Source organism: Bacillus sp. BR3(2024), from assembly GCF_039134555.1.
Taxonomy (GTDB): domain Bacteria; phylum Bacillota; class Bacilli; order Bacillales; family Bacillaceae_G; genus Bacillus_A; species Bacillus_A cereus.
In genome coordinates, this window is the sequence record NZ_CP152433.1 from 5,101,982 (window position 1) to 5,117,304 (window position 15,323).

The window sequence follows — 15,323 nt, forward strand, 5'->3', positions numbered from 1 at the left end:
AAAAGCGTAGGAAAATACCTACGCTTTCGTTCCTACTTCGTTAACATACGAGAAATTACAAGCCTCTGAATCTCTTGTGTTCCTTCATATATTTGTGTAATTTTTGCATCTCGCATATAACGCTCTACTGGATAATCTTTCGTATAACCGTAACCACCAAATACTTGCACCGCTTCAGTCGTCACCCTCATCGCTGTATCTCCTGCAAATACTTTTGACATCGCTGACTCTTTTCCATACGGAAGCCCTTCTGATTCAAGCCAAGCCGCTTGATATGTTAAAAGGCGTGCCGCTTCTACATCTGTTGCCATATCCGCAAGTTTAAAGCCAATCCCTTGCTGCGCCGCAATTGGTTTTCCAAATTGATGGCGCTCCCTTGCATATTCTACAGAAGCATCTAAAGCCCCTTGTGCAATACCAACAGCTTGCGCCGCAATACCGTTACGACCTCCATCTAATGTTTGCATCGCAACTTTAAACCCTTGCCCCTCTTCTCCAAGTAGATTCTCTACAGGAATACGGCAATCTTCAAACATAATTTCAGTCGTTGGTGAAGAGCGAATCCCTAGCTTGCTCTCCTTCTTCCCAACTGAAAATCCCGGTGTATCACTTTCTACAATAAATGCACTCGTACCGCGCTGCTTTGATTCAGGATCAGTTAGCGCAAAAACAACATAAATATCAGCAATACCGCCATTTGTAATGAAAATTTTTGATCCATTTAAAATATAATGGTCTCCATCTCTCTTTGCGATTGTCTTCATTCCACCAGCATCCGATCCAGATCCTGGCTCAGTTAAGCCGTATGCACCAATTTTCTTTCCTTCAGCCATCGGTCGTAAAAACTTTTGCTTTTGCTCTTCCGTCCCAAATTTAAAAATTGGCCATCCCGCAAGTGAAGTATGCGCGGACAGTGTTACGCCTGTTGAAGCACAAACGCGGGATAATTCTTCAATAGCGATTACGTACGCTAAGTAATCGCTTCCAATTCCACCGTACTCTTCAGGCCACGGAATACCGGTTAAACCAAGCTCTGCCATTTGATCAAATAATTCTCGATCAAATCGCTCTTCCTCATCACGCTCAGCTGCTGTTGGTGCCACTTCATTTTTAGCAAAATCTCGAACCATTTTTCTTATCATTTCATGTTCTTCTGATAGTTTAAAATGCATCTCCGTCTCCCCCTCGCCCTTTTATAAAGCACGGCTAATAACAAGTTTCTGTATTTCACTTGTTCCTTCATATATTTGCGTGATTTTCGCATCACGGAAAAATCGTTCTACTGGATAGTCTTTCGTATAACCGTAACCACCAAACACTTGCACCGCCTCAATCGCGACTTCAACCGCTGTCTTAGAAGCAAATAATTTCGCAATAGATGCTTCTTTACCGCATGGTAATCCCTGTGCCCTAAGAGATGCCGCTCTATATACGAGTAACCTTGCTGCTTCGACACTTGTTGCCATATCTGCAAGCTTGAAGCCAATCCCTTGCTGCGCCGCAATTGGCTTCCCGAATTGCTCTCTTTCTTTTGCATAATCAATTGCACAGCCAAGCGCCGCTTCAGCAATTCCTAACGCCTGCGCACCGATTCCAATTCGCCCAACATCTAAATTCGCCATCGCCACCTTAAATCCTTGTCCTTCTTCCCCAAGTAAATTCTCAGCTGGCACTTTCATATCTTCAAAAGTAAGTTGTACTGTACGAGAACCGAGAAGTCCCATCTTATGTTCATCTTTTCCGATGATTAAACCAGTTGTATCTTTCTCTACTATAAATGCAGAAATACCACTTTTTCCTGCCTCTGGATTTGTAGAAGCGAATACAATGTATGTACTTGCTTCACCACCATTTGTAATAAACACTTTCGATCCATTAATAATATAATGATCACCTTTTTTCACAGCTCTTGATTTCAAACTCCCTGCATCTGATCCTGCATTTGGCTCTGTTAAAGCAAATGCACCTAAATATTCCCCGGTCGCAAGTTTAGAAACATATTTTTTCTTCTGTTCTTCTGTTCCGAAATATAAAATCGGATTCATTCCAACTGACGTATGTACAGCTAAAATTACACCAACTGTTGCACTTACCTTTGAGATTTCCTCAATTGCTAGAATGTAAGATATAAAGTCCATTTCTGCCCCACCGTATTTTGCAGGCGCTGGAATACCCATTAATCCAAGCTCACCCATCTTTTGCAAAATCTCTTTCGGGAACACCCCTTGTTCCATACTAGGAACAAAGGGAGCTATTTCCTTCTGTGCAAAATCCCGAACCATTTTCCTCATCATTTGCTGCTCTTCATTAAAACGAAAGTTCATATATTCCGCCTCCATTTGCTATATATCCTTTAAATAATTTGGTAAGACCACTATGTTGTAACAAAGGGGGCATTTATTCGTAAACGTAGAATCCACGACCTGTTTTACGCCCTAACCATCCTGCATTCACATACTTACGTAATAACGGACATGGACGATATTTACTATCTCCTAATCCTTCATGCAACACTTCCATAATGTATAAACACGTATCTAAACCGATAAAATCGGCGAGTGTCAAAGGCCCCATCGGATGGTTCATACCAAGCTTCATGACTTCATCAATTGCTTCTTTCGTCGCTACACCTTCATATAACGTATAAATTGCTTCGTTAATCATCGGTAGCAAAATACGATTTGATACAAAACCTGGGAAATCATTCACTTCAACTGGTACTTTCCCAATTTTTTTCGTAATATCTTCAATTGCTTCATATACCGCATCATCGGTAGCCAAACCACGAATAATCTCAACAAGCTTCATAACTGGAACTGGATTCATAAAGTGCATACCGATTACTTTTTCCGGACGCTTCGTTACCGCTGCAATTTCTGTAATTGGCAGAGATGACGTATTCGTTGCTAAAATTGCGTGTTCTGGAGCAATTTCATCTAGATTCGCAAAGATTTTCTTTTTAATATCCATTTTCTCAACAGCTGCTTCAATAATAAGATCCGCTTCTTTCACACAATCTAAATCAAGCGTTACTGTAAGACGATTTAATGTGGCTTCCTTCTCTTCTTCCTTCATACGTCCTTTTTCTACTTGGCGTGCTAAGTTTTTCGTAATGATAGCCAATCCTCTATCTAATTGCTCTTGCTTTAAATCTTGTACCTTCACGTCATATCCTGCCATTGCACATACTTGTGCAATTCCTGATCCCATTTGTCCTGCACCAATTACAACAATGTTTTGTACACCCATTTTTTCTTCCCCCTTAATTGTTAATAAATTTTATACCCTCGAACTTTAATTAGTGAACTTCAATCATCACTGCGTCCCCTTGACCGCCACCGCTACAAATCGAAGCAATTCCAATTCCACCGCCGCGCTGCTTAAGTGCATGGATTAGTGTAACGATAATGCGCGCTCCGCTTGCTCCAATTGGATGTCCCATCGCTACCGCGCCGCCATTTACATTCAATTTTTCCGGATCAATTCCTGCGATTTCTGTACTTGCAATTGCTACCGCTGCAAAGGCTTCATTAATCTCGAATAAATCAATGTCTTCAATTGTCTTTCCTGTTTTTTCAAGCAATGCGTTAATTGCATAACCTGGAGTTCTTGGGAAATCTTTAGATTCCACTGCAATTGCTGTATGCGCCAAAATTGTCGCTAATGGCTTTCTTCCTTCTTGCTTCGCTCTGTCTTCGCTCATTAATACAAGTGCGGCACCACCATCGTTTAGTCCCGGCGCATTACCAGCTGTCACCGTCGCTGTCTTATCAAATACAGGTTTTAACTTTGCTAACTTTTCAATCGTTGTATCTTCACGTGGCGCCTCATCCTTTGCAACGACAATAGGATTGCCTTTTCTTTGCGGAATCGTTACTGGCACGATTTCCTCTTCAAAACGCCCTTCTTTATGCGCTGAAACCGCACGCTGATGGCTACGATATGCCCATTCATCTTGCGCTTCGCGAGAAATTCCATCTTCCTTTGCAACTTCTCCGCCATAAACGCCCATGTGTGTACCTGAAAATGCGCATGTTAAACCGTCAGCAACGTTTAAATCAATAACTTCGTTGTTGCCCATTCTGTATCCCCATCTTGCTCCACGTAAAATGTAAGGACTGTTACTCATCGACTCCATACCGCCAGCTACAATCAGTGATTGATCGCCAGTACGAATAATCTGATCCGCTAACGTAACCGCACGAAGCCCTGATGCACAAACTTTATTCACTGTTTCCGTCTGCACTTCCCAAGGGATTCCAGCAGCCCTCGCAGCTTGGCGCGATGGAATTTGTCCCTGCCCACCTTGAATAACCGTTCCAAATATAACTTCTTCAACATCACTAGCCGCAACATTTGCTCTTTCAAGCGCTGCTTTAATTGCAATTCCTCCAAGTTCCGTCGCTTTTACATCCTTTAAAGATCCTCCAAATTTTCCAACTGGTGTTCTTGCAGCACTTAAAATAACTGTTTTACTCATGTTTCTTTCCCCCATTTCATTTTTTAACACTGAGCGCTCGCTCGGTATCCCTACGTTGAGAAGAGGTGCAATCATTGCACCTCTTTCTAAAGTTGTATACATTCTTACAAACTACATTGCTTCTTTTTTCTGTCCGATAACAGATCGTTCTAAAATCTCTGTCACATCAAGAGTTTGAACTTTCTCTTCTACTTCTTTCGCTTTCGTTCCATCACTGATCATCGTTAAGCAATATGGACAACCTGTACCGATAATGGATGGCTGTACAGCTAATGCTTGTTCTGTACGAGCAACGTTAATACGAGAACCAGTTGTTTCTTCCATCCACATTAAGCCACCACCTGCGCCACAGCACATTCCAGTTTCACGATTACGTGCCATTTCTACAAGATTCACTCCAGGAATCGCTTTCAAAATGTCACGTGGCGCTTCGTACACTTCGTTGTATCTTCCTAAATAACAGGAATCATGGTACGTAACTGTTTCTTCAATAGCGTGAACAGGCTTTAAGCGCCCTTCTTTCACCCACTGAGCTAACAATTCTGTATGATGATAGACTTCTGCTTGCAAGCCAAAGTCCGGATACTCATTTTTAAATGTGTTATAAGCATGAGGATCAATCGTAACGATTTTCTTCACTCCTGCCTTTTCAAATTCTTCGATATTCTTTGTCGCCATCTCTTGGAATACAAATTCATTTCCGAGGCGGCGTGGTGTATCTCCAGAATTCTTTTCTTTATTACCGAGAATTGCGAATGAAATGCCTGCTTCGTTCATTAACTTCGCAAACGATATCGCAATCTTCTGACTACGATTGTCGTATGATCCCATTGAACCAACCCAGAACAAATACTCGAATTCCTCCCCAGCTTTTGATTTTTCTTTTACAGTTGGAACTGTTACTTCGTCATCACCTTGGCGCCATGTTTCACGCTCTTTACGGTTCAGACCCCACGGATTCCCTTGACGCTCGATATTTGTCATCGCGCGTTGTGCTTCCGCGTCCATTTTTCCTTCTGTTAAAACGAGATATCGACGTAAATCAATAATTTTGTCAACATGCTCATTCATAACTGGGCATTGATCTTCACAGTTACGACACGTTGTACATGCCCAAATCTCTTCTTCTGTAATAACATCTCCGATTAAACTCGGATCGTAAGCGAGCGTTGTAGACGCTGATTCTTGTTGTCCTTTTCCAGCTGCCATCATCGCTAACTGATTTCCTTGTGTATTATTGAAGGCAACTACTGGAACCCACGGTGCTTTTGATGTTACCGCAGCTCCTTTATCAGTTAAATGATCACGAAGTTTTAAAATTAAGTCCATCGGCGATAACATTTTTCCTGTTCCTGTTGCCGGACACATATTTGTACAACGGCCACACTCTACACAAGCGTATAAGTCAATAAGTTGATTTTGTCTAAAGTCTTCAATTTTACCAACACCAAATGTTTCTTGCGTTTCATCTTCAAAATCAATCTTTTCAAGCTTCCCTGGGTTTGAAAGACGACCGAAGAATACATTAGCTGGTCCTGCAATTAAATGCGCATGTTTTGATTGTGGAACATACACTAAAAACGTTAACAAAATTAGTAAATGCACCCACCAAGAAAAATAGAACACTGAAATGGCTACGGTTTCATTTATCCCGCTAAAAACGTAAGCGATTGCAGAAGCAATTGGTTCACTCCATGAAAGCTCCTCGCCATGCCATATAAGTCCCATACCGTTACCAAGTAGCACAGAAATCATTAAGCCACCGATAAAGATAAGAACAAGACCTGATTTGAAGTTACGTTTTAAACGAACAAGCTTTTCTACATAACGTCTATGAAAAGCCCAAAATACTGCAATTAAAATAACAAGTGTGACAATTTCCTGGAAGAATGTAAATGCAGGGTATAGTGGTCCAAGTGGAAGATGTGATCCTGGTGCGAGTCCTTTCCAAACGAAGTCAATTGCTCCAAATTGGACAAGAATAAATCCGTAAAAGAACATAACGTGAATGATGCCGCTTTTCTTATCTTTCAGCAGCTTTTTCTGACCGAAAACATTGACCTTAAGGAGATCCCAACGCTCTTTAAAACGACGGTCAAATTCAATTTTTTTTCCTAATTGTATGTAGGCCATTCTCGTCCGTATAAGATATACAAACAAATATCCTGCATAAGCAATAACAGCAATGGCAGCCAGCCAATTAATGATTAGTAAGCTATTCATTTTTATGCTACCCCTCTCTTTGTAAGCCCTCTTTCTTTTTTGAATCTTCAAAAATATATAATTTTCTGAATTATATCCCCTATCCCCATTATATAATGAGTGAGCATTCAGTCAACAGTTTTTTGTTATAGAACAACACATTTTTTCATAAAGCTGTTTATTTCGGTGAAACTATAAAGTGAAACTTTAATCAGCAGGGGTGGTTCATCCCCCGCTGATTATTAGTTGAACCAATCGGGCTTTTACGGGCAGTTGATTTCCAAACTAGCTTCTGCTTATTCATCAATTTTTGAAATAGGAAGCTTACTGCCCGTTAAAGCGGGGTAAAGTGAAACTTTAATTAGCAGGGGTGGTTCATCCCCCTCTAATTATTAGTTGAATCAATCGGACTTTTACGGGCAGTTGATTTTCAAGCTAACTTCTACTTATTCAACAGTTTTTGAGTCGAAAGGCTTACTGCCCGTTAAAGCGGGATAAAGTGAAACTTTAACCAGTACAAGATCTATCCTCTAAAGAAATTTATAATAACAGCCGTGCTACCCGTATCATTTGTAACACACTGAAGGTGAAAAGAATGCGAAGGAGGGAATTCACTAATGCTCTACTTATCTCTTTTGTTAATATCCGTTGCTCTTTGGATTACAATTGACCTTTCATACGGGAGACTTCTTCATTTAAAACGAGTAAGCTCTCGCACTTTCCCTTTACGTCAAAGTGATTTTCACCTTTATACATACGGGAAAGATTTGTATGACGCTTTATTTACTGATATAAAACAAGCACAGCATCACATTCATATTTTATTCTTCATTGTAAAAAACGATAAAATCAGTCGTGAATTTTTAAAATTGCTGATTGATAAGGCTCAGGAAGGAATTGAAGTACGACTTTTACTTGATCGATTTGGCAGCCATTCTTTATCAAACGAAGCTATTCGCTCCCTGCAAAAACATGGTGTATCTTTTTCATTTTGTCATAAGGTAAAATTTCCTCTGCCTTTCTTTTCTGCCAATCAACGAAATCATAGGAAAATTACAGTGATTGATGGGAAAACCGGCTATATCGGGGGATTTAATATCGGTGAAGAGTATCTAGGGCATAATGAATATTTAGGATTATGGCGAGACTACCATTTACGTCTTACAGGAGAAGGGGTTCAAGATTTACAAAAGCAATTTTTGCATGACTGGTTTGATGATACGAAACAAAATTTATTAGATGCTTCTCTTTATTTTCCAAAACAAAACCCAGGTACCATCCTGCATCAATTTATTCCGACTGATGGGGCTTATTTACAGCATACTTTTTTACATTTAATTAACGCGGCAAAAAAAGAAATCTGTATCGGTACACCATATTTCATTCCTGGAAAAAAAATTATGAATGCCTTATTAAAAGCAAAAGAAAGAGGGGTTCAAATCACAATTCTTGTTCCAGAAAAAGCTGATCACCCTCTTGTTCGAGAAGCCAAATTTCCGTACTGCCGAAAATTAATACAGGCTGGTTGCAATATTTATGCATTTCAACAAGGTTTTTTTCACGCCAAAATTATTATAGTAGACGATGATATTTGCGATATCGGAACAGCAAACTTTGATATGAGAAGTTTATATATTAACCATGAAATAAACTGCCTGTTATATAATAAACATTTCATTCAAACAGTAAAAAAGAAATTCCATGAAGATCTAGAGAATGCATCTGTACTTTCCTATAGCGATGTAAACCCGCCTTCTCTTATCGATAGAGGAAAGGAATGGATTGGAACAATATTTGCTTTCTTTTTATAGGAAAGACAATGAATAAAAGAGGTGTATCTCATATGCTTATACGGTTTGGATATGTCTCACATGCAATGGCACTCTGGGACTGTTCTCCTGCCAAAACAATGACGTTTACAAGCTTTAAGAAACTCAGCAAGCAAGAGCGAGAAGACAAACTGTACCATGTTATAAGGCAAAATTTAGAGCACACAATACGTATCCTTCATTACAATATAGCGCATGAAATCCCACTATATCGCCTATCGTCTTCCATCGTCCCACTTGCAACACATCCCGAAGTCGAGTTTGACTATATTGGGGTATTCACACCACTTTGGCGTAAAATAGGGGCTTTAATTAAAGAACACCATTTACGAATAAGTTTTCATCCAAATCAATTTACGCTATTTACAAGCGACAAGCCACATATTACTACTAACGCTATTACGGATATGACTTATCATTATAAAATATTGGATGCTATAGGCATTGCAGATTCTTCTTACATTAATATTCATGTAGGTGGAGCCTATGGAAATAAAGAAAAGGCAATTGAGCGCTTCCATGAAAACATAAAAAAACTTCCTACACATATAAAAAAACAAATGACTCTTGAAAATGATGATAAAACCTATACAACCGCTGAAACTTTATCAATTTGCCAAAAAGAAAATATTCCATTTGTATTTGATTATCATCATCATATGGCCAATCTTTGCGAGGAACCACTAGAAGAGTTGCTTCCTGCAATTTTTGAAACTTGGTCACATACAAATATCTCTCCTAAAGTTCACATTTCCTCCCCGAGATCGGAAAAAGAATTTAGGGCTCATGCTGAATATATCGATTTAGAGTTTATTAAGCCTTTCTTACACATAGCAAAAAAACACAATCATAATTTCGATATTATGATTGAAAGTAAACAAAAAGACTTAGCATTATTCCAATTAATAGATGAACTTTCTGCTATAAGAGGAATTAAAAGAATAAGTGGTGCAATGTTACAGTGGTAAATTGTAACTTTGCACCATTTTTTCAAAAAAGTAATTTTTATAGTAAAAAACATCCTATTTTATATGCTATTATTTAAATTAGCATTCCCTCGAGATTCAACTTTATTGAAACGGAGTCATAATATGATTAATCAAAAAAAATATGTACAATTTGTCATAATATACATATCTATATTTGCTCTTTGGATACTCTTTATTCCAAATGAGTCGCATATAAAGGAGATTGGAATTCTTTTCTTATTCTGTTTCGCTGCACTTTTTTCTTGTCACTGTTTATATAAAGCTATTAAGAGAATGAAACGCAGTGATAAACTATTTTGGATTTTATTACTATGTACTTGCCTATGTGGATTAGTTATGGAGATAACCCTATTTCTTAGTTCACTTTCTATACATGATCAATCTATATTTTCATATAAAGCATTACCTTTTTTTATCATACAATATATTTTGCTCTTTGTTGGATTTGCTATAAAGTTTATAAAAAATTATTCTATTAAGGGGCTTTCTCAATTTTCATTCGATAGCATCTTTATTATTATTATGAACATTTATTTCACCTTAACTTTTATCTTAGACCTTTCAAGCTTCCGCATGTTAACAAAGGATACTTGGATTTTAATTGGGTATTTCATTGCACAATCATTAGTAATTTACGCCGTTATTAGCCTATATAGAAGAGAACAATATTCTTCTAGTAGAATTGCATTAATTATCGGTTTCACTATTATACTCGTATACGGTTATATTCATCTGTTTCAATTGAATTTTGGGATGAAAACTTCTGCTGAAATTAATTATTTAATACACACTGCTTCTATTTTATTAATTGGACTTTCTTCCATACTATATATTTTAGATAAACCAATGCAGCATGAAACGAAAACAAAATATTATCGATTCGATTATATACGTTTTATACTACCTTATTTTAGTATAATTATTACTTTTTCTTTTATTATCATTCAACCTTGGGATGATAAATTCATGTTAATCGGTCTCGTATTATCACTTATTTTGTTATTCTTTCGGCAACTTTACATGTGGAAAGATAATCAAGCACTAATTCATACATATGAACAGTTGACTACACAACTTGAGGACGAAGTTGAAGAAGGTGCATTTGCATTATCAAAAAGTGAACAACGTTATAAATCTTTATTCGAGGACCATCCCGATGCCGTTTTCTCTTTAAATATGAATGGCATTTTTCAACAATCTAATAAGGCGTGCGAAAGCTTATTTACTGCCTATTATTGCGAAGTGGCAAGCTATTCTCTGGTACACTTCATTGATTCAAAAGACCACGAACTACTAAAGAAGGCTTTACAAATTACAAAGGAAGGTAGGCCACAAACGTTAGAAGTTCGTACAAAAGAACAAGAAGGCTATTATTATTATCTCCATATTACACTTATCCCTACTTTTATAAACAAAGAAGTGGTCGGAATGTTTGGGATAGCACGTGATATTACCACCTTATATGAAAAACAAAAACAAGTAGAACATTTAGCCTTTCACGATGCACTTACTGGATTACCAAATCGTCGAAAGTTCGAAAAAGATTTAAAAGCCATTTTAAATACAGCCCAAACTAACGCAAATGATGTCGCCGTCATATTCCTTGATTTAGATCGATTTAAAAAAATTAACGATAGACTTGGCCATGACGTTGGAGATTTATTATTAATTGAAGTAGCAAAAAGATTACGCGGTTGCTTGCGTTCAAAAGATATCGTCGCTCGCCAAGGTGGCGATGAGTTTACAATTCTATTACCAGAAATGTACTCAGAAAAAAGTGCAATTTTTATAGCTGAACAGATTTTAACTATTTTAAACAAACCATTCTTCATTCAAGGCGAAGAACTCTCTATTACACCAAGTATCGGAATTGCGATGTACCCTGATTATGGAACTGATGTAAATGAGTTAATGAAAAATGCTGATATGGCTATGTATCGTGCGAAAGCAAATGGAAAAAACAGATTTGTTTTCTTCTCAAAAGAAATGAGTATCGCTCAAAATGAAATTCAATTCTTAGAAGGTGAACTTTCAAAAGCATTACAACAAAATGAATTTTTCCTTGAATACCAGCCACAAGTAAGCACAAAAACAAAACAAATTATCGGTTTTGAAGCATTAATACGTTGGAAGCATCCAAAACTCGGTATCGTATCTCCTGCCCAATTTATCCCTCTAGCAGAGGAAACTGGTTTTATTATTGAACTTGGCAATTGGATTTTACGTACTGCTTGTTTAGAGGCAAAAAGATGGCATAATCAAGGTTTCTCTCACTTAAAAGTTGGTGTAAATTTATCTGTTGTTCAATTTAACCATGCAGATTTAATCCCAACTATTTCAAAGGTATTGGAAGAAACAGAACTGAAACCCGAAGCACTAGATATTGAAATTACGGAAAGCATCGCAATTAATCAAAATCAATCTGTAGTTGCAAAACTAGAACAACTTCAAAATCTCGGTATTCAAATTTCAATCGACGACTTTGGAACTGGTTATAGTTCTTTAGCTTATTTAACAAAATATCCAATCAACACATTAAAAATCGCTCGAGAGTTTATTTGTGGAATTACAACTAGCCCTTTAGAAGAAGCAATTGTCTCTTCCATTATTACACTATCAAAAGAACTAAATTTAAAAGTGATTGCAGAAGGTGTAGAAACGGAAGAAGAATGGGAATTTTTACATAAACAAAATTGTGATCACATTCAAGGATTCTTTATTAGCAAACCTGTCTCTAGTAAAGACGTTTGGATGTTACTCCATAAAAAAACAACCGTCTAAGTAAGACGGTTGTTTTTTAGAACTCAAAAGGTACTTCATTAGCTAATTGTACCTCTTGATTATTATGAGAAATTATTTGGTTTTTCTCTAATGCTGTATCTCCTAATGAAATACCCCATGCCATCGCTAACGTTAGTAAACTACCAATAAGTAGTTTTTTCATATTCCATCACCCGCATTTTTTTCTTTAAATATATCATGAAAAATTATCCAGACTTTATGCAATTATGCATATTTGTTCTTTATGTCTTTTTTATTTCTTCATTTTTTTTATAAGTGATTCTTTTAATTCATGGTTTCCTAATATATCAAAAAAGAAGCATGCTTTTTCGTAAGCATCTTCAATTTCTGCTCTATCACACCCAAGTTTTGCTAGGCATTCACCTTTTCGAAAGTATAACTGTCCAATCAATGTCATACTGTTAATTCGACACGATAGGTCAATGGCTTTATTTGCGTGACAAAGCGCTTCTTCGTATTGATTGTCTATGTATAATGCTTTTGCATGATTATGTCTCACCTTCACATCAAACTCTTTATTATCATGCAATGCCTCTAATTGTTTTAATATATTTTCAAACAAATCAATACCCTGCTTCAAATAGCCGTTTTCAGCATAAATGTTTGCAATTGCATTTTCAATATAAAGGTTCTGATATACATCTATTCCTACCAGTTGTTGATTGAGCAATTTCTTTAATTCTAAAATGCAATATTCGTAATCGATTTTTTTCAATACGTAAGCAGCTACATAATATTGCCATTGAAGAAATTGCTGAAGCTCGGGATGATATTCTTCCTTTTTCAATTCATTGCATACTCTATTATAAATTTCTTTATATTTTTTTTGCTTACAAAGTAGAATAATTTGATCTTTTAACTGCTTATTCCTCTCAATATCAGAATAAATGAGTACCTCATAAAAATGAATGATGGGAACTTGTAATTTTGCTGCAATACCTTGCAATATATCCATACTTGGGTATACCGCGCCCGATTCAATTCGACTTACTTCCGATTGATGACATATGTTCTCGGATAACTGTTTTTGTGTTAATCCTCTCATCACCCTAATTTTCTTAATTTCACTTCCTAATTTTTCTGCGTGCATACTTACTCACCATCCCATTATAACAATCTAGTTTTTTAAGTTGTCATACCACTACAATAATGTTAATTCGACAATTTTTGATATGAAATAATGCATAATATATATATAATTCGGCAAATTTTTCATACAATTCATCTCACATACAATAATAGATTAGGAGTGTTATAGATGAATTATAGAAAATTTGCTAGTGCTTTCGTTACGTTCGGTCTCCTTTGTCCTTTATCAACAAAAGCTATTCATGCCCAAGAATTAGATAAAAATGAAGTCAAAGTTGAAATTGCTCAGCCTGGTTTAACAATTGGAAAATTAACAGAACCTCAAAATGATACGAAAGAAAATATTGCGAAAAAGTATTTAAAAGGTGAGGTAAACGGGGCTAAAGCTCAACAAGAACAAGTCACTACTGAAAAAAATGTAGATTTCCAACCTACAAATAAAGAAACCAAAGAAAATCAAACCGAAGTTCGCCTTGCACAAACATATAAAAACTATAAAGTATATGGCCAAGATCTCATTGTAAAAGTAGATAAAAATGGAGTGATCACAACTGTTAGTGGTAAAGTTGTTCAAAATTTAAATCAACAACCTAATCTTACTATAACAAATTTTTTGTCGAAAAATGAAGTAAAATCTAAATTACGCGATATAGTTCAAATTCCAAGTGATGCAGTTGAGACAGAATTCTCTAGCGAAACCGTTGTTTATAAGAAAAAAGATGGCTATTATACATTCGCAACTGTTATTACATTTACTTATGAAAACAATGAACAAATTATAAACGGCAATGCTATCGTTGATTTAAAAACTGGCGAAGTACTTTTCCAAGAAAAATTCATTAAAAACAAAGAGAATAAGACTATAAATCAAGTAACATCACCTAGATTATCCCCTGCAAGTGAGCAAGGAACTGGGAAAAATGCACTTCAAGAAAACATCTCTTTCAATATTGCCAAAGGAACTGATGGGAAGTTTTATTTAGCAGATTTATCACGCGGAAATGGTATTTATATTTATAATGCAAACTACGCCGATTCTCTCGGAGGATATAGTCAAGCTGGTTATCCAGGGACACTAATTTCAAGTAGCAATCCTAATTTTGCAGATAAAGAAGCCGCGGGCGCTATGAAGAACATGAGTGATATTTACGATTACTTTAAGAAAGAACATAATCTAAAAAGTTACGACAATAAAGATTCAAAAGTTGTTGCTAGTGTACACGGTTTTGATTCTACTGAAGTTAGTGATGGTGTAAAAGAAGACTATGTAAATGCATTTTGGCATCCCGCTTGGAACCAAATGGTATTTGGTGATGGTTTAGACGGAAAACTAACATCCGCTCTTGATGTAACAGCTCATGAATTTGGACATGCTGTATTCAGTGGCACGACGAAAAATAAAGTCGTGAGATATCCAAGCGCTGAAACATCTGCACTAAACGAGGGATTAGCGGATTTCTGGGGTACACAAATCGAATATTACGTAAAGAAAGATAAAGGAAACTGGATTATGGGCGATACATTAGGTGGCCTAACAATTCGTGATATCCCAAGGGAAATTGGTGACGGCGGTCATAAACTATATACAAATTTACAAGATTTCTATAACGATGGTAATAATCAAGAATCACACGTGAATTCTGGTATTATCAGTCACGTATTATATCAATTAGCTGAAGGTAAAACATATAACGGTGTTGCTGTTCAAAAACAAGGAAATGAAAAAGTAAGTAAAGTTGTTATGCGTGCATTGCAAAATTATGCAACTTCCGCTGAAGACTTTGAATCACTTCAATCTCATATCGTACAAGCTGCAAAAGATTTATATGGCACTGCCGTATCAAATGAATTTGCAAAGGCATTTGAAGCACACGGTTACAAACCGTTACAAAAAGTAAATCAAGTAATAGAAGTACAATAATTATAAAAAGA

11 protein-coding genes are annotated in these 15,323 nt (G+C 36.6%); 4 read left to right on the forward strand and 7 right to left on the reverse strand.

All coding sequences use genetic code 11. The features are described 5' to 3' along the window. Positions 1 to 32: 32 nt before the first annotated feature. The 5 genes from acdA to V7S45_RS26390 all read right to left on the reverse strand — a co-directional run bounded on the left by acdA (position 33) and on the right by V7S45_RS26390 (position 6,703). The gene (gene acdA, locus V7S45_RS26370; RefSeq protein WP_000545544.1) at positions 33 to 1,172 is read right to left on the reverse strand and encodes an acyl-CoA dehydrogenase AcdA; all 1,140 of its coding nucleotides are present in this window, start codon (positions 1,170 to 1,172) and stop codon (positions 33 to 35) included. Between the two features lie 21 nt (positions 1,173 to 1,193). Continuing rightward, positions 1,194 to 2,324, reverse strand: a complete 1,131-nt coding sequence (locus V7S45_RS26375; RefSeq protein WP_342761593.1) for an acyl-CoA dehydrogenase — start codon at positions 2,322 to 2,324, stop codon at positions 1,194 to 1,196. 73 nt (positions 2,325 to 2,397) lie between these two features. Then, on the reverse strand, positions 2,398 to 3,249 hold the full coding sequence (locus V7S45_RS26380; RefSeq protein ID WP_000538874.1) for a 3-hydroxybutyryl-CoA dehydrogenase: 852 nt from the start codon (positions 3,247 to 3,249) through the stop codon (positions 2,398 to 2,400). A gap of 49 nt (positions 3,250 to 3,298) precedes the next feature. Further along, a complete protein-coding gene (locus V7S45_RS26385; RefSeq protein ID WP_025688609.1) occupies positions 3,299 to 4,582 on the reverse strand; it encodes an acetyl-CoA C-acetyltransferase in 1,284 nt (427 codons plus the stop codon). Positions 4,583 to 4,591: 9 nt separating this feature from the next. Beyond that, the gene (locus V7S45_RS26390) at positions 4,592 to 6,703 is read right to left on the reverse strand and encodes a (Fe-S)-binding protein (protein ID WP_001086776.1); all 2,112 of its coding nucleotides are present in this window, start codon (positions 6,701 to 6,703) and stop codon (positions 4,592 to 4,594) included. Positions 6,704 to 7,299: 596 nt separating this feature from the next. On the opposite strand from V7S45_RS26390, the gene cls reads away from it, so the two are divergent. The 3 genes from cls to V7S45_RS26405 all read left to right on the forward strand — a co-directional run bounded on the left by cls (position 7,300) and on the right by V7S45_RS26405 (position 12,281). Continuing rightward, positions 7,300 to 8,493, forward strand: a complete 1,194-nt coding sequence (gene cls, locus V7S45_RS26395; RefSeq protein ID WP_000966419.1) for a cardiolipin synthase — start codon at positions 7,300 to 7,302, stop codon at positions 8,491 to 8,493. Between the two features lie 32 nt (positions 8,494 to 8,525). Beyond that, a complete protein-coding gene (gene uvsE, locus V7S45_RS26400; RefSeq protein WP_025688605.1) occupies positions 8,526 to 9,479 on the forward strand; it encodes a UV DNA damage repair endonuclease UvsE in 954 nt (317 codons plus the stop codon). A gap of 123 nt (positions 9,480 to 9,602) precedes the next feature. Further along, the gene (locus V7S45_RS26405; RefSeq protein ID WP_025688603.1) at positions 9,603 to 12,281 is read left to right on the forward strand and encodes a DUF4084 domain-containing protein; all 2,679 of its coding nucleotides are present in this window, start codon (positions 9,603 to 9,605) and stop codon (positions 12,279 to 12,281) included. 16 nt (positions 12,282 to 12,297) lie between these two features. Here V7S45_RS26405 and V7S45_RS26410 read toward each other — a convergent pair whose 3' ends face one another. Together V7S45_RS26410 and V7S45_RS26415 are read right to left on the reverse strand one after the other, a co-directional pair. After that, positions 12,298 to 12,444: a quorum-sensing peptide PapR gene (locus V7S45_RS26410; RefSeq protein ID WP_000734727.1), complete on the reverse strand. Its 147-nt coding sequence runs from the start codon at positions 12,442 to 12,444 to the stop codon at positions 12,298 to 12,300. A 90-nt stretch (positions 12,445 to 12,534) separates the two neighbouring features. After that, the gene (locus V7S45_RS26415) at positions 12,535 to 13,392 is read right to left on the reverse strand and encodes a helix-turn-helix domain-containing protein (protein ID WP_000542925.1); all 858 of its coding nucleotides are present in this window, start codon (positions 13,390 to 13,392) and stop codon (positions 12,535 to 12,537) included. A gap of 168 nt (positions 13,393 to 13,560) precedes the next feature. Here V7S45_RS26415 and V7S45_RS26420 point away from each other — a divergent pair, with 168 nt between their 5' ends. After that, positions 13,561 to 15,312, forward strand: a complete 1,752-nt coding sequence (locus V7S45_RS26420; protein ID WP_089607761.1) for a M4 family metallopeptidase — start codon at positions 13,561 to 13,563, stop codon at positions 15,310 to 15,312. Positions 15,313 to 15,323: the final 11 nt, after the last annotated feature.

Coding starts and splice junctions, on each gene's coding strand:
- acdA (WP_000545544.1), bottom strand. CDS start 1,172: ATGCATTTTAAACTATCAGAAGAACATGAAATGATAAGAAAAATGGTT.
- V7S45_RS26375 (WP_342761593.1), bottom strand. CDS start 2,324: ATGAACTTTCGTTTTAATGAAGAGCAGCAAATGATGAGGAAAATGGTT.
- V7S45_RS26380 (WP_000538874.1), bottom strand. CDS start 3,249: ATGGGTGTACAAAACATTGTTGTAATTGGTGCAGGACAAATGGGATCA.
- V7S45_RS26385 (WP_025688609.1), bottom strand. CDS start 4,582: ATGTATACAACTTTAGAAAGAGGTGCAATGATTGCACCTCTTCTCAAC.
- V7S45_RS26390 (WP_001086776.1), bottom strand. CDS start 6,703: ATGAATAGCTTACTAATCATTAATTGGCTGGCTGCCATTGCTGTTATT.
- cls (WP_000966419.1), top strand. CDS start 7,300: ATGCTCTACTTATCTCTTTTGTTAATATCCGTTGCTCTTTGGATTACA.
- uvsE (WP_025688605.1), top strand. CDS start 8,526: ATGCTTATACGGTTTGGATATGTCTCACATGCAATGGCACTCTGGGAC.
- V7S45_RS26405 (WP_025688603.1), top strand. CDS start 9,603: ATGATTAATCAAAAAAAATATGTACAATTTGTCATAATATACATATCT.
- V7S45_RS26410 (WP_000734727.1), bottom strand. CDS start 12,444: ATGAAAAAACTACTTATTGGTAGTTTACTAACGTTAGCGATGGCATGG.
- V7S45_RS26415 (WP_000542925.1), bottom strand. CDS start 13,392: ATGCACGCAGAAAAATTAGGAAGTGAAATTAAGAAAATTAGGGTGATG.
- V7S45_RS26420 (WP_089607761.1), top strand. CDS start 13,561: ATGAATTATAGAAAATTTGCTAGTGCTTTCGTTACGTTCGGTCTCCTT.